The following is a 19,894-nucleotide window of genomic DNA, read 5'->3' as shown; positions in this document are numbered from 1 at the left end:
GTCCGATGTGGATATCGGCGCCCAACGGTTCGGCGACCTCGGTGCGCAGGTATTGACCGATGGTGCGGCCGGTGACCCGGCGCACCACCTCGCCGAGGATGAACCCGAACGTCACCACCTGATAGCCCTGAGCGCTGCCCGGCGGCCACCACGGAGTCGCGGCTGCGATCCGGGCGCACACCGCGTCCCAGTCGGTCACCTGCCGCCAGTCCATCGGTTCGCGCGGACCGATCACACCCGAGCGATGGCCGAGCACCATCGCGACGGTGATGTTCTGCTTTCCGGCCTGGCCGAACTCGGGCCAGTACCGGGCGACCGGTGCATCCAGATCGATCTCACCGCGGTCGGCCAACAGGTGGATGCAGGTGCTCAACAACCCCTTGGATCCCGAGTACACACTGGCCAGGGTGTCCTGCTGCCAGGGTCGGCTGCCTGCCGCATCGGCCGATCCGCCCCACAGGTTGACCACCAGGTCGCCCTCAACCCAGACCGCGACAGCCGCGCCGACCTCATTGTGGTGGGCGAAGTTGTCCGCGAAGGCATCACGCACCCGGGCGAATTCCGGTGCGCAGGTGCCTGCGATCAGGGTCGTAGCGGGCATTCGTCTCCTGCACAAGTGCGGTGGCTTTACGGCAGCGGTGCGCGTAGTTGTCTGCTTGCGCTGCCATCTTCAAGATCGGTCGACGGTCCGCACCTGTTACTCACGGTAGGCGGACGGCAACCGCAAAGCATCCCCGTGGCACGGAATCGCAAGCCGTTCGAGACGGGGCCGTGATGGTTCTCGCCAACACGTCGGTCGCCAGAATCGCCATTGCCCGACGTTCCTTGCCATTACCATCGCAATTCGCCGGCGATGGGGGGCACATGGCACAGGACGCCCTTGTTCGTGAGTCGGCGGCTGCCGTGGCAATGCGTCGGGTTAGGCGGAGTACCGGTCAGTGGTTCGACGTCGCTCGCAACATCATCGAGTTCGACAACCTTATTGACGCTCATACCGACCTGGCAAACCGCAAGCGCTGCAGGAGGTTTCGATGACCTTCGACTCCGACGGCGACCACACTGCGAGCGCGATCATCCAGGCTGACTGTTATCTGGAAGTCCGCAATTTCCGGCGTGCCGAGGAAGTGCTGCGCGCAGCGTTGGCGAACAACCCGCACGATGAGGCGCTGCTCAGCGAATTGGCACGGACCCAGCATCTCTCCGGCGACCACCACGCTGCGGAGCGGACCGTCCGCGACGCGCTGAGCCGCACTCCCGAAGCTGCCTATCCGATGCGAATCTATGCGTCGGTCCTTGATGCCCTCGACCGACAGGAGGAGGGGCTGTCATGGGCCCGAAGGGCGGTCGAAGTCGCTCCGCTGGACTCGATGACGCACTTCGAGTACGCCCGGCTCCTGGTATCGGCGGGCGATGCCGAGGCTGCGCTTCCGGTGGCGGCCGAGGCGCTGCGCTTGGCGCCGGATGATGCCGATACCCACGACCTGATGGGGGTAGTTCTCGGCATGGTGGGGAGGCTGGCAGAGTCGACAGCGGAGCACGAGATGGCGCTGCGGCTCGAACCCGGACACGCGCAGGCGTTGCACAACGTCGCGGTGAACCGGGCGCACAGCAGGAAACTGTTCAGCGCGATCGTTGGATTTCGTCAAGCAGCACAGCTTGATCCGCACCTCGGTGACAAGGTTCGCGCGAACATCGCCGCCACCGTCCGTGCCTGGTTGTGCTGGACGACTCTTGCGGCCTGGCTTGTGCTGTGGATCCTGTTCAGGGTTGAGCGCACCAGTGCGTCAGGTCAGGCGGGGCGGGTCGTCGCCGGCGTCGGCTGCGTCGTCTTGTTGGTGATGTTCGGGCGATTGGCGCGCAGTCTGCCGCGGCACCTCTGGCCGGTCGTTCTCCGCCAGCCCGGATACCGGTCGCCGCGGATCTATCTCGGACTTTGCGTCTTGGTGGTCGCCGTGTTGGGCGCGTTCGCGCTCGGGGCGCCGGTCCACCAGTTGATCCTTGCGGGCACCTTGCTGCTTGCGGTCGTTGTGTCGTGGGTAGCGCCCCGACTAGACAAGGAGTGGCTCGACGAAGTTCGATCCGAAATCCAGTAATCCCGCAATCGGGGTGCGTCATCGTCGACGGAGATGGACGAGGCCAGGCCCCTGCAGCTCATGGGCAACCGCTTCGACGCGTCCGGTCATCGCCAGCAGCAGCGCCTCGCCCGGCCCGTGGATCTCTGGCCCGCGGCCGGCCGACCAGTCGACATCCGTGGCGATCAGCCGCAGGCCGCGGGTCCGCCGGGCCCCGCCGATGACCGGGCTGTGACGGGCAAACGTCAGGGATGCCAGCAGCGCGGCGGTTGGGATCGTGCGCGGCCGTCCGAGCGGACGCCGGATGTCCTGCTGGTGGACCAGGCACTCGATGAGCGCCACCCGGCAGCCGTAGAGTGCGGCAACGCCCGATGGATCCACGCCGGCCCGCATCAGGGTGCAGAGTTCGTCAGGTCCGAGGCCCGCCCCGGCCCGCAGCGCGCGATCGTTGATCCGGTCCACCTGACCTCGCGCGGCCAGCATCGCGGCGGTGAGTCCCAGTCGGGTCTGCCCGAGGTAGGCGACGGTGTGGGCGGCGACATCGCGGACAGTCCAGCCTGCGCACAACGTCGGAGCTTTCCATTCGTGCGGGGCCAACCCTTCGAGCAGGTCGGCGAATTCCTCACGTTCCCGACGGGCCAGGACGTGGTAGTTCATTCGCGTCCCCGTCGCTCGAAAACCTGACCCGGTCAACAAGATCTAAACAGGCGCCGGGACGAGGCTGTCCTGCGCCAGCTGACGATGACGCAAAAGGAGGCTCCGCCGATCGAGGAACACGATCGGCGGAGCCCGGGTTCCGCACTTAGTGACCGACAGGCGTGCCGCGTCGGCCGGAAAGGCCGGTGTAGACCGCGATCAGCACGATCGCCACCACGACGCCAACGACGAACGGGATGATCTGGAACCCGCCGTTCGCGTTGCTGTAACCGAAGGCCGAAGTGATCCAGGAGCCCAGCAGGGCTCCGGCGATCCCGAGCAACACCGTCATGAGTGTGCTCAAGTTCTGCCTACCGGGCATGATGAGTCGCGCAAGGACGCCGATAATCGCGCCGACGACGATTGCGCTGATAATTGCTCCGATCATCTCGCTGCCTTTCGTTCAAGCCGACTTCCATTTCGCCGGTGTGATGTACACCACTGTCCTCCGAATTGGGGCTGTCCGCCCGCGCCGAGATGTAGTCGATACCCAGCAGTCGCCTACTCGTCGGTAAACCGCTCGGGCCCGTCGGGCTCGAAACCGCACGTAGACCGCTATGACCGCGCGATAATCGGCCTCGTGTCGGTTGCGCTCTGGGTGCTTGCCGCGGTGTTCGCCATCGGGGCGGTTGCCGGTGGGTTGCTGCGGATCCGTGCCTGGCTCGCCAAGCCCGTGCCACCCGAAGTGATCGAGGCTGCGCACCGTGATGACGACAAAGATGACTAGCGCCGTGAGGTTCGCCCTCGTCGGCGTGTTCGCTGGGGCCGTATCGATTGGGATTCCGGTTGCTCATGCGGATCGAGTCGAACCACCGCCGCTGTACGGGCACTACAACCTGTTCATCGACTTCTCGAAGCAGACGTTCAACGGTATGCCGACCCCGATGAACCCGATGACGGTGCCTGTCGAATTCACGACCGACTGTGACGTGAACGGATGCGTTGCGCGCATGGACAATTCGGACGATCACGCTCGCAACCCGGGTGCCCCCGTGGCATATGAGTACCGCTGGAACGGCAACCGTTGGGAGACGAGCGGTGAGTATCCCTACTTCTGCGATCGCAGTGACCCGAACAGCGCGGTGCAGGCCCGGCGCTCGGATTACTGGATCCCGAACCCGGACGGCAGTTTCTTCGGAGAACGCACCCTCATCACCGAGGGGCCCGGTTGCCCCGGTGAGGGACCAGGCACCCATTGGCTGCCTATATCGCTGAACCCGATCGACCCGCCGCAGGGCGCCTGAGCCGGGTAAGCATCGCTTTTCTACGCGTGGGTCATGGAACGCGTCGCGCAGCGACCCCTCAGGTGGAAAACGGCGGCCCGGCTAACAAAAAACCGCCCCATCGGGGCGGTTCAATGGAGCGGGCGACGGGAATCGAACCCGCGTAGCTAGTTTGGAAGACTAGGGCTCTACCATTGAGCTACGCCCGCATGTGCAGCATCAGCACTGTACCGGGGTGCCCCCGATCAAAGCCAATTGAATGCTCTGTGCCGTGAGCACGTAGTATCTCGCGTGGTCCGTTCGTGGGTTTTGCCGCGGCGGGTGGACCACCACCACGGGGTGTAGCGCAGCTTGGTAGCGCATCCGCTTTGGGAGCGGAAGGCCGCAGGTTCAAATCCTGTCACCCCGACTCACCCGCCAGTACGAAAGAACTATTTAGGAGCAGGAACAGTGAAGAGCACGGTCGAGCAGTTGAGCCCCACCCGGGTGCGCATCAATGTGGAGGTGCCCTTCACCGAGCTTGAGCCCGATTTCGATCGCGCGTTCAAGGCGCTGGCCCAGCAGGTCCGCCTGCCCGGATTCCGTCCGGGCAAGGCTCCGCGCAAGTTGCTGGAGGCCCGTGTCGGCCGCGGCGCGGTGCTGGAGCAGGTCGTCAACGACGCGCTGCCGAGCCGCTACAGCGAGGCCGTCACGGCCTCCGACGTCAAGCCGCTGGGTCAGCCCGAGATCGAGGTGACCAAGCTGGAGGACGGCCAGGAACTGGCGTTCACCGCCGAGGTCGACGTGCGTCCCGAGATCACCCTGCCCGAGTTCGACGCACTCAAGATCACCGTCGACCCGATCAAGGTCGAGGACGACGAGGTCGACGCCGAGCTGCAGTCGCTGCGGGCCCGTTTCGGCACCCTGACCGGCGTCGAGCGCGGTGCACAAGAAGGCGACTTCGTCTCGATCGACCTGTCGGCGACCGTCGACGGCACCGAGGTGCCCGAGGCCGCCACCGAGGGCCTGTCGCACGAGGTCGGTTCCGGTCAGCTGATTGAGGGCCTCGACGATGCGATCACCGGTCTGAAGGTCGGCGAGTCCAAGGTCTTCACCACCAAGCTTGCCGCCGGTGAGTACGCCGGCCAGGACGCCGACGTGACGGTGACCGTGAAGTCGGTCAAGGAGCGCGAGCTGCCCGAGGCCGACGACGACTTCGCCCAGCTGGCAAGCGAATTCGACACCATCGGTGAGCTCAAGGAAAGCCTCATCGACCAGGTGCGCCGGGTCAAGAGCGTGCAGCAGGCCGAGCAGATTCGCGACAAGGCCATCGAAGCGCTGCTGGAGCAGACCGAGGTTCCGTTGCCGGAGAAGATCGTTCAGGCCCAGATCGACGACGCGCTGCACAACGCGATCCATGGTCTCGACCATGACGAGGACAAGTTCGCCGAGCAGCTGACCGAACAGGGCAGCAGCCGTGAGGAATTCGACGCCGAGAACAAGACGAACGCCGAAAAGGCCGTCAAGACCCAGCTTTTGATGGACGCCGTCGCGGACAAGCTCGACATCCAGGTCGGCCAGAACGACCTCACCGAGCGTCTCGTGCTGATGTCGCGTCAGTACGGCATCGAGCCCCAGCAGCTGATCCAGATCCTGCAGCAGAACAACCAGCTGCCGGCCATGTTCGCCGACGTGCGTCGCGGCCTGACCATCGCCGCTGTGGTGCACGCAGCCACCGTGACCGACACCGACGGCACCGTGATCGACACCACGGAGTTCTTCGGCCCGGCCGAGGCTGCCCAGGCCGAGGGCGAGCAGGACGACGAGGCCGCCGACAAGGACGCTGACGCCGCTGAATGACGCTGTGAGCGAACGCGCCCCCGTACGGGAGTGCGTCACGCCCCAGTTTCGTTAGTGTCGTCAGTACCAACGCGTGAGAGAAAGCAGGTATCCAGTCGTGACTGACATGCGTTCGAACGGGAGCGGGTTCAGCCTCGTCGACTCCGTCTATGAGCGCTTGCTTGCCGAGCGCATCATCTTCCTGGGCTCCCAAGTGGATGACGACATCGCCAACAAGCTGTGCGCGCAGATCCTGTTGCTGTCGGCGGAGGATCCGACCAAGGACATCCACCTCTACATCAACTCGCCGGGCGGCTCGATCAGCGCCGGTATGGCCATCTACGACACGATGGTGCTGGCGCCCTGCGATGTCGCCACCTACGCGATGGGCATGGCCGCCTCGATGGGTGAATTCCTGCTCGCCGCGGGCACCAAGGGCAAGCGTCATGCTTTGCCGCACGCCCGGGTCCTGATGCACCAGCCGCTCGGTGGCGTCACCGGCAGTGCCGCGGACATCGCCATCCAGGCCGAGCAGTTCCACGTCATCAAGAAGGAAATGTTCCGGCTCAACGCGGAGTTCACCGGCAAGTCCGTCGAGCAGATCGAGGCCGACTCCGATCGTGACCGCTGGTTCACTGCGCAGGAGGCTCTGGAGTACGGGTTTGTGGATCACATCATCACCAGCGCCAACCTCAACGGTTCGGGCCCGACGGCAGGACTAGACAAATGACCGATCAGATTCATCCGTCATTGGACGCCCGCGTGCAGCCGCAGGCCCGCTACATCCTGCCGTCGTTCATCGAGCACAGCAGCTTCGGTGTCAAGGAATCCAACCCGTACAACAAGCTGTTCGAGGAACGCATCATCTTCCTCGGCGTGCAGGTGGACGACGCGTCGGCCAACGACATCATGGCCCAGCTGCTCGTGCTGGAGTCGCTGGATCCCGACCGTGACATCACCATGTACATCAACTCGCCCGGTGGCTCGTTCACGTCGCTGATGGCGATCTACGACACCATGCAGTACGTGCGCGCCGACATCCAGACGGTGTGCCTCGGTCAGGCCGCCTCGGCCGCTGCGGTGCTGCTGGCCGCCGGTACCCCGGGTAAGCGTCTGGCCCTGCCCAACGCCCGGGTGCTGATCCACCAGCCTTCGCTGTCCGGAGTGATCCAGGGTCAGTTCTCGGACCTGGAGATCCAGGCCGCCGAGATCGAGCGGATGCGCACCCTCATGGAGACCACGCTGGCCCGCCACACCGGCAAGGACCCCGAGGTCATCCGCAAGGACACCGACCGCGACAAGATCCTCACCGCGGCCGATGCCAAGGAATACGGGATCATCGACACGGTCCTGGAGTACCGCAAGCTGTCCGCGCAGGCCTAAGCGCCACCCGCACTTTCGGTGGCAACTTCCAGCCCGATGACACACGCCCTGCCCGGTCACTCCGGTGCGGGGCGTGCGTCGTCAGGGCGGCGGTGGGAACTGTGCTGACCTGCGGTTACCCGGGTGCCCGAGAGGCGCGCGGTATCGTCGACCACGATAAATGCCGGGCCAGGGCCGCGGCGCGCGGTTATTCGTCGGCGTTCCCCGACGACACGCCAGGGACACGGTCAGCGCGCCGACGGGTGACGAGCCGCCGGGAGAGATATGTTCTCCTGCACACGAACAAATACCACTGGAGCGATTCGGCCTTATCGGTCGCACCGTGACAGAACGAACGGGTAGCGTCGGGTTAACGCCCGAGGTAACCGAGCAAGTGGCGTAACGACCGACCTGCGAACAGGAAGTAGGACCTCCCCATATGGCGCGCATCGGAGACGGCGGTGACCTGCTGAAGTGCTCGTTCTGCGGCAAGAGCCAAAAGCAAGTCAAAAAGCTCATTGCTGGTCCTGGCGTGTACATCTGCGACGAGTGCATAGACCTGTGCAACGAGATCATCGAGGAGGAACTCGCCGACGCTGACGACGTCAAGCTCGACGAGCTGCCCAAACCGGCTGAGATCCGGGATTTCCTCGAGGGCTACGTCATCGGTCAGGACACGGCGAAGCGCACGCTGGCCGTGGCCGTCTACAACCACTACAAGCGGATCCAGGCGCAGGAGAAGTCCCGCGATTCCCGCTCCGAGCCCGTCGAGCTGACCAAGTCCAACATCCTGATGCTGGGCCCCACCGGCTGCGGTAAGACCTACCTTGCCCAGACCCTGGCCAAGATGCTCAACGTGCCGTTCGCCATCGCCGACGCCACCGCGCTGACCGAAGCCGGATATGTGGGCGAGGACGTCGAGAACATTCTGCTCAAGCTGATTCAGGCCGCCGACTACGACGTCAAGCGCGCCGAGACCGGCATCATCTACATCGACGAGGTCGACAAGATCGCCCGTAAGAGCGAGAACCCGTCGATCACCCGCGATGTCTCCGGGGAAGGCGTGCAGCAGGCCCTGCTGAAGATCCTGGAGGGCACCCAGGCCTCGGTTCCGCCGCAGGGTGGGCGCAAGCATCCGCACCAGGAATTCATCCAGATCGACACCACCAACGTGCTGTTCATCGTTGCGGGGGCGTTCGCCGGCCTGGAGAAGATCGTGTCCGACCGCGTCGGCAAGCGCGGCCTGGGCTTCGGTGCCGAGGTGCGGTCCAAGGCCGAGATCGACACCCAGGACCACTTCGCCGAGGTCATGCCGGAGGACCTGATCAAGTTCGGTCTGATCCCCGAGTTCATCGGCCGTCTGCCGGTCGTCGCCTCGGTGACCAACCTGGACAAGGAATCCTTGGTCAAGATCCTCTCGGAGCCCAAGAACGCGCTGGTCAAGCAGTACGTCCGCTTGTTCGAGATGGACGGTGTGGAACTGGAGTTCACCGACGAGGCGTTGGAGGCCATCGCCGATCAGGCCATCCACCGCGGCACCGGTGCCCGCGGCCTGCGCGCCATCATGGAGGAAGTCCTGCTGCCGGTGATGTACGACATCCCGAGCCGCGACGACGTCGCCAAGGTGGTCGTCACGAAGGAGACCGTGCAGGACAACGTGCTGCCGACCATCGTGCCGCGTAAGCCCTCGCGTTCGGAGCGGCGCGACAAGACCGCCTGACCTGCACAAGCAAAAGCCCCGCTACGGCGGGGCTTTTTGCATTCGGCAGCTCAGCGGGTGACGCGATCGGGGCGGGTGTAGACGTTCATCGAATCGCCCCGCAGGAAAGCCACCAGGGTCAGACCCGATTGGCTGGCCAGATCGACAGCGAGCGAGGACGGCGCCGAGACGGCGGCCAGGATCGGGATGCCCGCCATCACCGCCTTCTGGGTGAGCTCGAACGAGGCGCGGCCGCTCACCAGAAGCACTGTGCCGCTTGACGGAACGCGGTTGTGCTCCAGTGCCCAACCGATGACCTTGTCGACGGCGTTGTGTCTGCCGATGTCCTCACGGACGACGAGCATGGTGCCGTCGACGGTGAACAGCGCCGCCGCGTGCAGGCCGCCGGTGCTGGCGAACACCTTCTGGGCCTCACGCAGTTTCGCCGGCATCGCCGAGAGCACCGGAGCAGGGACCGTGGACGGGTCATCGCCGGGGCAGTGCCTGCTGCTCAGCCGCACCGCCTCCAGCGAGGCCTTGCCGCACACCCCGCATGACGAGGTGGTGTAGAAGTTGCGGGTCACGTCAACCTCGGGCTTGGGCACATCCGGGGCCAAGGTCGCGTCCAAGACGTTGTACGTATTGACCCCGTCCTCATCGGCACCCCGGCAGTAGCGCACCGACACCAGATCCTCGCGCTGTCGGATCAACCCCTCGGTCAGCAGAAACCCTTGGGCCAATTCGACATCGGCCCCGGGCGTGCGCATCGTGACGGTGATGGCAGTGCCGTCGACGCGGATCTCCAGCGGTTCCTCGACCACCAGCGTTTCCGGCCGGGCTTCGGCAGTCGCGCCGGTGACGTGGTGGGCGCGGCGCCGGGCGGTCACCCGTCCCACTAGACCTTCTCCAACCGGATGACGACGGCCTTCGACACCGGCGTGTTCGATTTCTCGGCCGTGTGATCAAGGGGGACCAGTGGATTGGTCTCCGGGTAGTAGGCGGCGGCGTTGCCCTGCGGGGTGGAGTACTCGACGATCAGGAAGTCCTTCGCGCGGCGCTCCTGCCCGTTGAATTCCGAGACGAGATCGACCCGGTCGCCGGCGGCCAAGCCCATGGTCTGGAGGTCGGCGGGGTTGACGAACACCACGCGGCGGCCACCCTTCACACCGCGGTAACGGTCGTCCAGGCCGTAGATGGTGGTGTTGTACTGATCGTGACTGCGCAGCGTCTGCAGGACCAGGCGGCCCTTCGGTACCCTCACCCATTCCAGAGGCTGCACCGAGAAGTTGGCTTTACCTGTGGTGGTGCGGAATTCGCGGGAGTCGCGGGGCGGGTGGGGCAACTGGAATCCATCGGGCTGACGGATCTTGCGGTTGTAGTCTGCGCAGCCGGGCACCACATCGGCGATGGCGTCACGGATGCGGTCGTAGTCGCCGTTGAACTGCTCCCACGGCACCGGATGCTCCGGGCCCAGCAGTTCGCGAGCCAGCTGACAGACGATTGCGACCTCGCTGCGCAAGTGCTCGCTCGGCGGGGTCAGACTGCCGCGGGACAGGTGCACCATCGACATCGAATCCTCGACGGACACCATCTGTTTGCCGCCGGCCTGGAAGTCCTTGTCGGTGCGGCCCAGCGTGGGCAGGATGAGCGCGGTGCGACCGTGGACCAGGTGACTGCGGTTCAGCTTTGTCGAAATCTGAACGGTCAGAGCGCAACTGCGTAGGCCGGCCTCGGTGACTTCGGTGTCGGGCGTGGCCGAGACGAAGTTTCCGCCCATCCCGATGAACACCTTGGCGAGGCCGTCGCGCATCGCGCGGATCGCGTCGACGGTGTCATAACCGTGCTTGCGGGGACTGGCGATGCCGAACCTGTTGTCGAGCGCATCCAGAAACTTCTCGGGCATCTTCTCCCAGATACCCATGGTGCGGTCGCCCTGCACGTTGGAGTGCCCGCGTACCGGGCACACTCCGGCACCTGGTTTGCCGATCATGCCCCGCATGAACAGCAGGTTGGTAGCCTCGCCGATGGTGGCCACGGCGTGGCGGTGCTGGGTGAGGCCCATCGCCCAGCAGATCACCGTTCGCTGCGAGGCGATCAGCATGTCGGCGACCCGGCGCAGTTGCGTCTCGTCGATGCCGCTGGCCTCGGTCACGGTGGCGAGGTCGACCGCGCGGGTCTGGCGGGCATAGTCGTCGAAGCCTGCGCAATGGGCCTCGATGAACTCCCGGTCCAACACCGTGCCCGGCATGGCGTCCTCGGCTTCCAGCAGCAGCCGGCCCAGACCGGCGAACAGCGCCATGTCCCCACCGAGGCGGATCTGGACGAACTCGTCCGCGATCGGAACTCCGTGCCCGACCACACCGTGCACCTTCTGCGGGTCCTTGAACCGGATCAGACCGGCCTCGGGTAGGGGATTGATCGCAACGATCTTGGCGCCGTTGGCTTTTGCCTTCTCCAACACCGACAGCATGCGGGGGTGGTTGGTGCCGGGATTCTGCCCGGCGATCAGGATCAGGTCGGCCTCGGTGACGTCCTCGACCGTGACCGAGCCCTTGCCGATGCCGATCGACTCGGTCAGTGCCGTGCCCGAGGATTCGTGACACATGTTCGAGCAGTCCGGCAGGTTGTTGGTGCCGAAGCTGCGGACCATCAGCTGATAGAGGAACGCCGCCTCGTTACTGGTGCGCCCGGACGTGTAGAACAGCGCCTCGTCCGGAGATGCCAGCGCATTGAGGTGTTCGGCGATCAAGCGGTAGGCGTCGTCCCACTCGATGGGCCGGTAATACGACTCGCCGGGCGCGAGGACCATCGGCTGGGCCAGGCGGCCCTGCTGGGACAGCCAGTACTCGGGTTTGGTCTCGAGTTCGGCGATGGTGTGCCGGGCGAAGAACTCCGGCGTCACTACCCGCTTGGTGGCTTCCTCGGCGACCGCCTTCGCGCCGTTCTCGCAGAACTCGGCCAGCTTGCGGCCACCGTGTTCCTCGGGCCATGCGCAGCCCGGGCAGTCGAACCCGTGGCGCTGATTGAGCTTGGTCAACGCGGCGGCCGTGCGCAGCGGGCCCATCTGCTCGAACCCGCGCTGCATGCTGACCAGGACCGCCTTGACGCCGGCGGCCTCGTCTTTGGCGCCGGTGCTGATGACGTTGTGCTCGTCATAGTCGGCATCGATGTCTCTGGCGCTGGTCATGAACCCAATCTAGTCCCCGAAAACCGATGGACCCGCCGCTTGGCGGCCGTCCATATTCGATATTTCACATGCAGTGATAGATGCTTTCTATCGAACTTCGACGAAGGCAGGGAGTCATGGCGAGCGATGTGCTGCTACAGCAGCTCGACTACCTGCTGGCGCTCGCGACCGAGCGGCACTTCGGCCGGGCGGCCGCCCGGTGCCACGTGAGCCAACCGACGCTGTCGGTGGCGATCCAGCGACTCGAGCGCGAGCTGGGCATCGTCATCGTGCAGCGGGGGCAGCGGTTCGAAGGGTTCACCGAAGAGGGGCAACGGGTCGTGACATGGGCCCAGCGGATCGTTGCGGAACGCGATGACATGCTCGCCGACATCGACCGGATGCGCGGACGGTTGACCGTCACGGCCCGGATCGGTGCGATACCGACGGCGGTGCCGACGGGTCCGTTCATCACCACGGAGTTTCTGCGCCGCAACCCGGCGGCGTCGGTGCGCATCGAGGCCCTGTCATCCCGCGAGATCGCCCGGCGGCTGGCCGATTTCGAGATCGACGCCGGCCTGACCTATCTCGACGACGAAGCCCCGCCCGGTACGCGGTCGGTGGAGATGTACCGGGAGCGCTATGTCCTGGTGGCGCCGGCCGATCATGCGTTGATGAGTCGGCCGGAGATCGCGTGGGCGGACGCGGCTGGTCTGCAGCTCTGCGTACTGACCACCACGATGCGCAACCGCCGCATCCTCGATGCCAACATGGCCGCCGAGGGGGTGCGGTATCGGCCTGTGGTGGAGGCGGATTCGGTCGATGCGCTGTATGCGCACCTGACGAACTCGCCGCGCGCGACCATCGCCTCCACCGCATGGTTGCAGCAGTTGGGAGTGCCGCCGGGTTTTGCGGCGCGGCCGATGGTGCAGCACGGTCCGCGCCCGGCGATCGGACTCGTGGTGCTTGACCGTGCGCCCGCGTCGATCGTGGCTGCCGCGCTCGTCGAGGTCGCTGCCGTTCTCGATCTCGGTGCCCGCATCGACCGCTGGTGGGACGAGACGGGGCAGACAAGCGCCGGGCCTGGGTAGACGGCGGTTACGCGGGTGCCCCTACCGGCTCAGCCGGGCTCGGCGGTGGGGGCCGGTTGAGCCTTGACCGGCGGCGTGGCGGCAGGTGTGTCGGGTGCGGATGGCGCCACGGATTGGGTGACGGTCTCGCCGAAGTGCATGGTCGGTTCGGCTGCGGGCACGGACATTTCGGGTGCGGTGTCGATCTGGGCCGTTTCGAGGCCGACTACGGCCATGGCTGCTACTGCTGCAAATCCGGCGGTACAGAGGAGAAGTTTGGTTCTCGAATCCACGCGCATCTCGCAATACCCTTCATCGTCACATCGGTTGCCTATGTGTTCTCCAATGCGTATCCGCCGCGGGGCATTCCATATCAGTGGGTGAGACCTGGGTCACATTTCGATCTCGGGTCGGGGATCGGGCGGGGCCGAAGAGCGGGGCGACTGCTCTGACCGGGAGACTTCATCCATGCCACGAGAGCTAGCCCCCGGGGTGACCGTGCTCGGCAACCTCGCGATCGACATCATCAACGGGGCGCCGCCCAGCCCCGGAGGATGTGCCTCGTTCGCCGGAGTGGCCCTGCAGGCCGCGGGCGGGCCCGGCCGGATCATCGCGATGGGCGCGGAACGCGATCACGTCCTGTTCGACGGGCTTCGCGCGCGGTTCGGGCCGCTGGTACAGATCCTGCCCTCCGCGGAGACGAGTTCGTTCAGCCTCGACTACGACGACACCGACCACCGGCGCATGGGCGTGCAGTCGATCGGACCGGTCTGGACGGCCGCGGACATCGACGTGGCGGATCCGGTGACGACGTGGGTGCACCTGGCTCCCTTGCTGCGCACCGATTTCCCAGCCGAGACGCTCGCTGCCCTGGCGGCACGCGGCCATCGCATCGCCTATGACGGGCAGGGTCTGGTGCGGGCCGACCGATTGGGGCCGCTGGTCGAGGATCGTCACTTTGCTGCAGACCTGCTCGTGAACGTCGACATCCTCAAACTCGCCGAGGACGAGGCGGTGATCGTTGCCGACGGGGTGTTCGACGTGTCGGCCGCACAACGACTCGGTGTCGCAGAGATCCTGGTGACCTACGGCTCCGAGGGGTGTGACATCTATATGGACGGTGCGGTGCAAAGGGTGCCGGCAGCCTGGCAGGTGCTGGACGTCCAGACCACGGGGGCGGGGGACATGTTCACCGCCTGTTATGTCGCGCACCGCGCGGTGGGGCACGACCCGGGTCGTGCCGCGGAGGCGGCGAGCGCACTCGTGGCCGGGGAGTTGGACAAGCGGGTGCACGCCGATCGTGGGTAGGTGTCCGCAGGGGTTAGACTCGACAGGTGTCAAGTTCGTGCTTGCCGGTGCTAGCGGAGAGCTACCGGCCAGTAGCCTTTTCCTTAGAGAATGGCATTCTCCTAAACGTGACGAAAACCACAGTTTTGTCTCAAATGGGGCTTGTTCACGTCAGTGAACAGCGTCTTCGCCGGGATCTCACCCGCGTGTCGGGGCGCGACGGGGTGAAGCGCAGCCTAAGAGCAGTGCAATAATCGGTACTGGTAGTGACATCAAAATTCGGTGGACGTTCGATCCGGCGGCAGGTTACGAGACAGCGGCCCGGAAAGACGTGGTCAAAGCAGTGTGAAAGGCGGTAGCCGTGGGTAAGAACGGCAACGGCAATGGCGCCGCGCCGCGGCAGAAGCTCGAGAAGGTCGTCATCCGCTTCGCCGGCGATTCCGGCGACGGTATGCAGCTGACCGGTGACCGCTTCACTTCTGAAGCTGCACTGTTCGGCAACGACTTGGCGACCCAGCCGAATTACCCGGCCGAGATCCGCGCGCCACAGGGCACCCTGCCCGGTGTGTCGTCGTTCCAGATCCAGATCGCCGACTACGACATCCTCACCGCCGGTGACCGCCCGGACGTGCTCGTGGCGATGAACCCCGCCGCGCTCAAGGCCAACGTCTCGGATCTGCCCCGCGGCGGCCTGATCATCGCCAACTCCGATGAATTCACCAAGCGCAACCTCGCCAAGGTCGGGTACGACAGCAATCCGCTAGAGGATGACACGTTGTCGGACTACGTGGTGACGTCCGTCGCGATGACGACGCTGACCCTGGGTGCGGTCGAGGCGATCGGCGCCACCAAGAAGGACGGCCAGCGCGCCAAGAACATGTTCGCCCTCGGTCTGCTGTCGTGGATGTACGGCCGCGAGCTCGAGCACAGCGAGGGGTTCATCCGCGAGAAGTTCTCCCGCAAGCCCGACGTGGCCGAGGCCAACGTCCTGGCGCTGAAGGCCGGCTGGAACTACGGCGAGACCACCGAAGCGTTCGCCACCACCTACGAGGTGTCGCCGGCGAAGCTCAAGTCCGGTGAATACCGCCAGATCTCGGGCAACACCGCGCTGGCCTACGGCATCGTGGCCGCCGGACACCTGGCCCAGATCCAGGTGGTGCTGGGCACCTACCCGATCACCCCGGCGTCGGACATCCTCCATGAGCTGTCCAAGCACAAGAACTTCAACGTCTTGACCTTCCAAGCGGAGGACGAGATCGCCGGTATCGGCGCCGCCATCGGCGCCTCCTACGGCGGCGCATTGGGTGTCACCAGCACCTCGGGCCCGGGCGTCTCGCTCAAGTCCGAGGCGATCGGCCTGGCCGTGATGACCGAACTGCCGTTGCTCATCGTGGACGTGCAGCGCGGTGGCCCGTCGACGGGACTGCCGACCAAGACCGAGCAGGCTGACCTGCTGCAGGCGCTGTTCGGCCGCAACGGCGAGTCGCCGGTCGCGGTCCTGGCGCCGAAGTCGCCGTCGGACTGCTTCGACATCGCCGTGGAGGCCTCGCGGATCGCGATCGACTACCACACCCCGGTCATCATCCTGTCCGACGGTGCGATCGCCAACGGCTCTGAGCCCTGGCAGATCCCGGACATCAGCACCTACCCGGCGATCGAGCACAACTTCGCCAAGTCCGGCGAGCCGTTCGCGCCCTACGCCCGCGACCCCGAGACCCTGGCCCGCCAGTTCGCGGTGCCCGGTACCCCGGGTCTGGAGCACCGGATCGGTGGCCTTGAGGCCGCCAACGGTTCGGGCAACATCTCCTACGAGCCCAAGAACCACGACCTCATGGTGCGGTTGCGCCAGGAGAAGATCGCCGGCATCACGGTGCCCGATCTGGAGGTCGACGACCCCACCGGCGACGCAGAACTGCTGATGCTGGGCTGGGGGAGCAGCTACGGCCCCGTCGGCGAGGCGTGCCGGCGTGCCCGGCGCAAGGGCATCAACGTGGCCCAGGCCCATCTGCGCCACCTCAATCCCTTCCCGGCCAACCTCGGGGAGGTGCTGCGCCGCTACCCGAAGGTGGTGGTGCCGGAGATGAACCTCGGTCAGCTGGCGCTACTGCTGCGCGGCAAGTACCTGGTCGACGTCCAGTCGGTGACCAAGGTGGAGGGCATGGCCTTCCTCGCCGACGAGGTCGAGGGCATCATCGATGCGGCGCTGGACGGCACGCTCGGTGAGAAGGAAGCGGACAAGGCCAAGTTCGCGAGGCTGGCGGCAGCCACCATCGAGGAACCAACCGAGTCGAATGCTGTGGGAGCGAACGCATGACTGACCTGATCGGCGCAGACCTGGGGCTGACAGATGCTCTGACCAAGAACGCCCTGGTGCCCACCACCGACCAGCCGCAGAAGGGCAAGGACTTCACCAGTGACCAGGAGGTCCGCTGGTGCCCCGGGTGCGGTGACTACGTCATCCTCAACACCATCCGCAACTTCCTGCCGGAGTTGGGCCTCAAGCGCGAGAACATCGCGTTCATCAGTGGTATCGGCTGCTCCAGCCGATTCCCGTATTACCTGGAGACCTACGGCTTTCACTCGATCCACGGGCGCGCCCCGACCATCGCGACCGGCCTGGCGCTGGCTCGCCCGGACCTGTCGGTGTGGGTCGTCACCGGCGACGGTGACTCGCTGTCGATCGGTGGTAACCATCTGATCCACGCGTTGCGTCGCAACATCAACATCACGATCCTGCTGTTCAACAACAGGATCTACGGCCTGACCAAGGGCCAGTACTCGCCGACCTCCGAGGTCGGCAAGGTCACCAAGTCCACTCCGATGGGCTCCCTGGACTACCCGTTCAACCCGGTGTCGCTGGCGCTGGGCGCCGAGGCCACGTTCGTCGGCCGCGCCCTGGACTCCGACCGCAAGGGCCTGTCCGAGGTGCTGCGTGGCGCGGCCGAGCACCGCGGTGCCGCGCTGGTGGAGATCATGCAGGACTGCCCGATCTTCAACGATGGATCGTTCGACGCGCTGCGCAAGGAAGGCGCCGAGGAGCGGCTGATCAACGTCAGCCACGGTGAGCCGATCAAGTTCGGTACCGATGGCGAGTACTGCGTGGTCAAGTCCGGGTACGGCCTGGAGGTCGCCAAGACGGCCGAGGTCGCAGCCGAGGACATCGTGGTCCACAACGCCGAGATCGACGATCCCGCCTACGCTTTCGCGCTGTCGCGCTTGAGTGAGCAGAACCTCGATCACATGGTGATGGGCATCTTCCGGAAGGTCAGCCGACCCACCTACGACGACGCCGCGCGTCAGCAGGTCAACACGGCCATCGAATCCAAGCCCCATGACACCGCAGCTCTGCAATCCTTGCTGCGTGGCAAAGACACCTGGACCGTGGACTGAACGCGCTGATCGCACTGACCTCGTCGACCGAAACGAACTGAGCACAGCCCCGCTCGCCGCGGTAGTTCTGGCGGGCGGGGCTTCGCGCCGTATGGGGCGCGACAAGGCGACGCTGCCGTTCGACGGCTCGACGATGGTCGAGCACGTGGTCGCCGCCGTGAGTAAACGGTGCTCACCGGTGTTTGTCATCGCCGCGCCCGGTCAGCCGCTGCCCGAATTGAGCGCCGAGGTGTTGCGTGACGAGGTGCGCGGCGTCGGGCCGCTGGTGGCGACGGGTCGCGGGTTGCGGGCCGTCGCCGAGGCCGGTTTGGACCGCGCGTTCGTCTGCGCGGTGGACATGCCGTATCTGACGTCCGACCTGATCGATGTCCTGGCGGCGTCCGCCGAGCGGGTGCCCGCCGACATCGTGCTGCCCTGGGATGGCAGGGCTCACTACCTGGCGGGGGTTTACCGCAGCGCGCTCACCTCGCAGATCGCCGCCCTGGTGCACGACGGCCGGCGCAGCATGCGGGCGCTGGCTGAGTCCGTCGACACGCAGCGGATCGTGATGCCCCCGCAGCGAGCACTCACCAACGTCAACACCGCGGCCGATCTGGCCGGAGCCTGAAACTAATGGGTCGGTTACGGCTCAGCAAATTGTGAATTCGCGCCGTAACTCGACGCAATTTACCGATTCGAGATAATTGTCCGGTAATTTCACCGTATTCGAGCGCTCGGAAGCCGGATCAATTCAGGAAACGTCATCATCGGGCGAACGTCGAGCCTGCGTCAAAGTTACTGGTGTTCAATGGAACTCATCTTTCTACTTGGCGCGGGAACTTATCCAGTTATTCGCTCCGGACTGTGTTCAGTCTGTCTAAGTTTGTGCCAAAACGCCCCTGACCGCTCTGTTTGTCGGAGCTGGGCGTCCCTGGGTCGTTCCGCGTAGTTGGCCGGACGGACTGACGATTGTGCTGATACCGACGAAAGTGGCTGTAGTTCAAGAGTTTTGACCAGTCAGTTACCTGCTGGGTGGGCGCCGGTCGCGTTGTGGTTCAGTCCGGCCGCGCTGACTTTCCGGCGCGATATCCCTTGTGTACCAACGTGATCGGATCACCGACCGGACCGCGAGAGTTGTGTCTGCGCAGCGAACAGAATCGGTTGGTCCGGCACTGAGTGACACTCGTCGATGGCATCTACCAGCGCATTTGTTGTCTCAGGCGTTGTTTGCTCGCGGTGTCGCACCCGAATCAAGTGGGCCAGTTCACAAAAAATGCGTGATCTGCCTCACCTTTCGTTTGCTTCAATCACGAAACGGTAACGGCGGCCATCCCTCGCTGACCTGCACAAACGATTCGTTCAGCGTCTCGTTATCTGTCCGTGATAATTCCGCGATCGTGTCTACATCGAGATGACTTCTCTTCGAGACCTTTGTACGGTCCAAAGCGTCTCCGACACGGAGCAAATAATTTCAACACCAAGAACCTGCGTGTGAGTGGGGCCGCGGTGGCGATTACGCCCGACGCGGGGGCCTGGGTCTGATCCCGGGCCGGGCACTGTGGCCCTCCCTTTCGTGCCTGACCGAGACGGCGCGAACCAACCCTTCCGGCCTGGATTCAGGCTGCCGCACCCGCCTGGCGCGGGTGTTGATGGTGCGCGCTTGGCGAGAGGAATGAAGTGAAGAACATCCGCAAGACGTTTGGGCTGGGCATCATCGCCGGAGCGCTCGCTGTCGCTCCCATGGCACTGGGTGCCGGTACCGCCAATGCGGACAGCGTCAACTGGGACGCCGTCGCCGCCTGCGAGTCGGGTGGCAACTGGGCGATCAACACCGGTAACGGCTACTACGGCGGCCTGCAGTTCAACATGGGCACCTGGCGCGCCAACGGTGGTTCCGGTTCGCCGCACCAGGCTTCGCGCTCGGAGCAGATCCGGGTGGCCGAGAACGTGCTGCGCAGCCAGGGCATCGGTGCGTGGCCGGTGTGCGGCAAGCGCGGCTAGTACGCGCTACGACAACTTGATAAGGAGCGGTGGGGGGGGGGGGGGGGGGCCCCCCGGGGGGGGGTGGGCGCGCCCCCCCGGGGGGCGCGCGCGCCCCCCCCCCCCCCAAACAACCCGCCCCCCCCGCCCCC

General features: G+C 65.3%; 19 protein-coding genes and 2 tRNA genes. 14 read left to right on the top strand and 7 right to left on the bottom strand.

The window, feature by feature from the left end:
- A partial coding sequence (locus tag A5779_RS29620) for a serine hydrolase domain-containing protein (protein ID WP_131811710.1) occupies positions 1-601 on the bottom strand: 601 nt, incomplete at its 3' end.
- Between the two features lie 430 nt (positions 602-1,031).
- Here A5779_RS29620 and A5779_RS29610 point away from each other — a divergent pair.
- Positions 1,032-2,093: a tetratricopeptide repeat protein gene (locus A5779_RS29610; protein ID WP_064887282.1), complete on the top strand. Its 1,062-nt coding sequence runs from the start codon at positions 1,032-1,034 to the stop codon at positions 2,091-2,093.
- 18 nt (positions 2,094-2,111) lie between these two features.
- On the opposite strand, the gene A5779_RS29605 is transcribed toward A5779_RS29610, so the two are convergent.
- Both A5779_RS29605 and A5779_RS29600 read right to left on the bottom strand, forming a co-directional pair.
- Positions 2,112-2,729 (bottom strand): maleylpyruvate isomerase family mycothiol-dependent enzyme, encoded by a 618-nt coding sequence (locus A5779_RS29605; RefSeq protein ID WP_064887281.1) that lies wholly within the window; start codon positions 2,727-2,729, stop codon positions 2,112-2,114.
- Between the two features lie 145 nt (positions 2,730-2,874).
- The gene (locus A5779_RS29600; protein WP_039380771.1) at positions 2,875-3,156 is read right to left on the bottom strand and encodes a GlsB/YeaQ/YmgE family stress response membrane protein; all 282 of its coding nucleotides are present in this window, start codon (positions 3,154-3,156) and stop codon (positions 2,875-2,877) included.
- A 192-nt stretch (positions 3,157-3,348) separates the two neighbouring features.
- On the opposite strand from A5779_RS29600, the gene A5779_RS34160 reads away from it, so the two are divergent.
- Entirely contained in the window at positions 3,349-3,495 is a 147-nt protein-coding gene (locus A5779_RS34160) for a hypothetical protein (protein WP_088304406.1), read from the top strand.
- Entirely contained in the window at positions 3,488-4,012 is a 525-nt protein-coding gene (locus tag A5779_RS29595; RefSeq protein ID WP_236734921.1) for an MBOE_33420 family protein, read from the top strand. Before A5779_RS34160 ends, A5779_RS29595 begins: the two co-directional genes overlap by 8 nt.
- A gap of 114 nt (positions 4,013-4,126) precedes the next feature.
- On the opposite strand, the gene A5779_RS29590 is transcribed toward A5779_RS29595, so the two are convergent.
- Positions 4,127-4,200 (bottom strand) — tRNA-Gly (locus tag A5779_RS29590).
- A gap of 126 nt (positions 4,201-4,326) precedes the next feature.
- Here A5779_RS29590 and A5779_RS29585 point away from each other — a divergent pair.
- The 5 genes from A5779_RS29585 (at position 4,327) to clpX (ending at position 8,891) form a co-directional block, all read left to right on the top strand.
- Positions 4,327-4,400: transfer RNA gene (locus A5779_RS29585), tRNA-Pro, on the top strand.
- Between the two features lie 41 nt (positions 4,401-4,441).
- A complete protein-coding gene (gene tig, locus A5779_RS29580; RefSeq protein WP_064887279.1) occupies positions 4,442-5,830 on the top strand; it encodes a trigger factor in 1,389 nt (462 codons plus the stop codon).
- Between the two features lie 106 nt (positions 5,831-5,936).
- Positions 5,937-6,539, top strand: coding sequence for an ATP-dependent Clp protease proteolytic subunit (locus tag A5779_RS29575; protein ID WP_019345228.1), 603 nt, complete (start codon positions 5,937-5,939; stop codon positions 6,537-6,539).
- Positions 6,536-7,192, top strand: coding sequence for an ATP-dependent CLP protease proteolytic subunit ClpP2 (gene clpP2, locus A5779_RS29570; protein WP_064887278.1), 657 nt, complete (start codon positions 6,536-6,538; stop codon positions 7,190-7,192). The genes A5779_RS29575 and clpP2 overlap by 4 nt, the downstream gene beginning before the upstream one ends.
- A 418-nt stretch (positions 7,193-7,610) precedes the next feature.
- Positions 7,611-8,891, top strand: coding sequence for an ATP-dependent Clp protease ATP-binding subunit ClpX (clpX, locus tag A5779_RS29565; RefSeq protein ID WP_055115613.1), 1,281 nt, complete (start codon positions 7,611-7,613; stop codon positions 8,889-8,891).
- A gap of 50 nt (positions 8,892-8,941) precedes the next feature.
- Here the strand turns inward: clpX and fdhD are convergent, their stop codons facing one another.
- Together fdhD and A5779_RS29555 are read right to left on the bottom strand one after the other, a co-directional pair.
- Entirely contained in the window at positions 8,942-9,766 is an 825-nt protein-coding gene (fdhD, locus tag A5779_RS29560; RefSeq protein ID WP_064887277.1) for a formate dehydrogenase accessory sulfurtransferase FdhD, read from the bottom strand.
- A complete protein-coding gene (locus tag A5779_RS29555; RefSeq protein WP_064887276.1) occupies positions 9,766-12,057 on the bottom strand; it encodes an FdhF/YdeP family oxidoreductase in 2,292 nt (763 codons plus the stop codon). The genes fdhD and A5779_RS29555 overlap by 1 nt, the downstream gene beginning before the upstream one ends.
- 116 nt (positions 12,058-12,173) lie before the next feature.
- Between A5779_RS29555 and A5779_RS29550 the strand changes: the two genes are divergently transcribed.
- A complete protein-coding gene (locus A5779_RS29550; RefSeq protein WP_064887275.1) occupies positions 12,174-13,127 on the top strand; it encodes a LysR family transcriptional regulator in 954 nt (317 codons plus the stop codon).
- Between the two features lie 29 nt (positions 13,128-13,156).
- Here A5779_RS29550 and A5779_RS29545 read toward each other — a convergent pair whose 3' ends face one another.
- A complete protein-coding gene (locus A5779_RS29545; protein ID WP_082941903.1) occupies positions 13,157-13,342 on the bottom strand; it encodes a hypothetical protein in 186 nt (61 codons plus the stop codon).
- Between the two features lie 256 nt (positions 13,343-13,598).
- Between A5779_RS29545 and A5779_RS29540 the strand changes: the two genes are divergently transcribed.
- From A5779_RS29540 to A5779_RS29520, 5 genes are all read left to right on the top strand, one after another.
- Positions 13,599-14,414 carry a PfkB family carbohydrate kinase gene (locus A5779_RS29540; protein WP_064887273.1) on the top strand — a complete coding sequence of 272 codons (816 nt, stop codon included), beginning with the start codon at positions 13,599-13,601 and terminating at the stop codon, positions 14,412-14,414.
- A 340-nt stretch (positions 14,415-14,754) separates the two neighbouring features.
- Positions 14,755-16,707: a 2-oxoacid:acceptor oxidoreductase subunit alpha gene (locus tag A5779_RS29535; RefSeq protein ID WP_064887272.1), complete on the top strand. Its 1,953-nt coding sequence runs from the start codon at positions 14,755-14,757 to the stop codon at positions 16,705-16,707.
- Positions 16,704-17,783, top strand: coding sequence for a 2-oxoacid:ferredoxin oxidoreductase subunit beta (locus A5779_RS29530; protein ID WP_055115600.1), 1,080 nt, complete (start codon positions 16,704-16,706; stop codon positions 17,781-17,783). Before A5779_RS29535 ends, A5779_RS29530 begins: the two co-directional genes overlap by 4 nt.
- A gap of 37 nt (positions 17,784-17,820) precedes the next feature.
- Positions 17,821-18,390 (top strand): molybdenum cofactor guanylyltransferase, encoded by a 570-nt coding sequence (mobA, locus tag A5779_RS29525; RefSeq protein WP_082941904.1) that lies wholly within the window; start codon positions 17,821-17,823, stop codon positions 18,388-18,390.
- 1,049 nt (positions 18,391-19,439) lie between these two features.
- Entirely contained in the window at positions 19,440-19,763 is a 324-nt protein-coding gene (locus A5779_RS29520; RefSeq protein WP_055115595.1) for a transglycosylase family protein, read from the top strand.
- Positions 19,764-19,894: the final 131 nt, after the last annotated feature.

The organism is Mycolicibacterium peregrinum, assembly GCF_001665625.1.
GTDB lineage: Bacteria > Actinomycetota > Actinomycetes > Mycobacteriales > Mycobacteriaceae > Mycobacterium > Mycobacterium peregrinum_B.
This window is presented reverse-complemented; position numbering and strand designations above follow the sequence as displayed.

Bases quoted from the DNA above. Each gene is read 5' to 3' on its own strand.
- A5779_RS29610 (WP_064887282.1), top strand. From the start codon at position 1,032: ATGACCTTCGACTCCGACGGCGACCACACTGCGAGCGCGATCATCCAG.
- A5779_RS29605 (WP_064887281.1), bottom strand. From the start codon at position 2,729: ATGAACTACCACGTCCTGGCCCGTCGGGAACGTGAGGAATTCGCCGAC.
- A5779_RS29600 (WP_039380771.1), bottom strand. From the start codon at position 3,156: ATGATCGGAGCAATTATCAGCGCAATCGTCGTCGGCGCGATTATCGGC.
- A5779_RS29595 (WP_236734921.1), top strand. From the start codon at position 3,488: ATGACTAGCGCCGTGAGGTTCGCCCTCGTCGGCGTGTTCGCTGGGGCC.
- A5779_RS29575 (WP_019345228.1), top strand. From the start codon at position 5,937: ATGCGTTCGAACGGGAGCGGGTTCAGCCTCGTCGACTCCGTCTATGAG.
- clpP2 (WP_064887278.1), top strand. From the start codon at position 6,536: ATGACCGATCAGATTCATCCGTCATTGGACGCCCGCGTGCAGCCGCAG.
- clpX (WP_055115613.1), top strand. From the start codon at position 7,611: ATGGCGCGCATCGGAGACGGCGGTGACCTGCTGAAGTGCTCGTTCTGC.
- A5779_RS29555 (WP_064887276.1), bottom strand. From the start codon at position 12,057: ATGACCAGCGCCAGAGACATCGATGCCGACTATGACGAGCACAACGTC.
- A5779_RS29550 (WP_064887275.1), top strand. From the start codon at position 12,174: ATGGCGAGCGATGTGCTGCTACAGCAGCTCGACTACCTGCTGGCGCTC.
- A5779_RS29545 (WP_082941903.1), bottom strand. From the start codon at position 13,342: ATGGCCGTAGTCGGCCTCGAAACGGCCCAGATCGACACCGCACCCGAA.
- A5779_RS29530 (WP_055115600.1), top strand. From the start codon at position 16,704: ATGACTGACCTGATCGGCGCAGACCTGGGGCTGACAGATGCTCTGACC.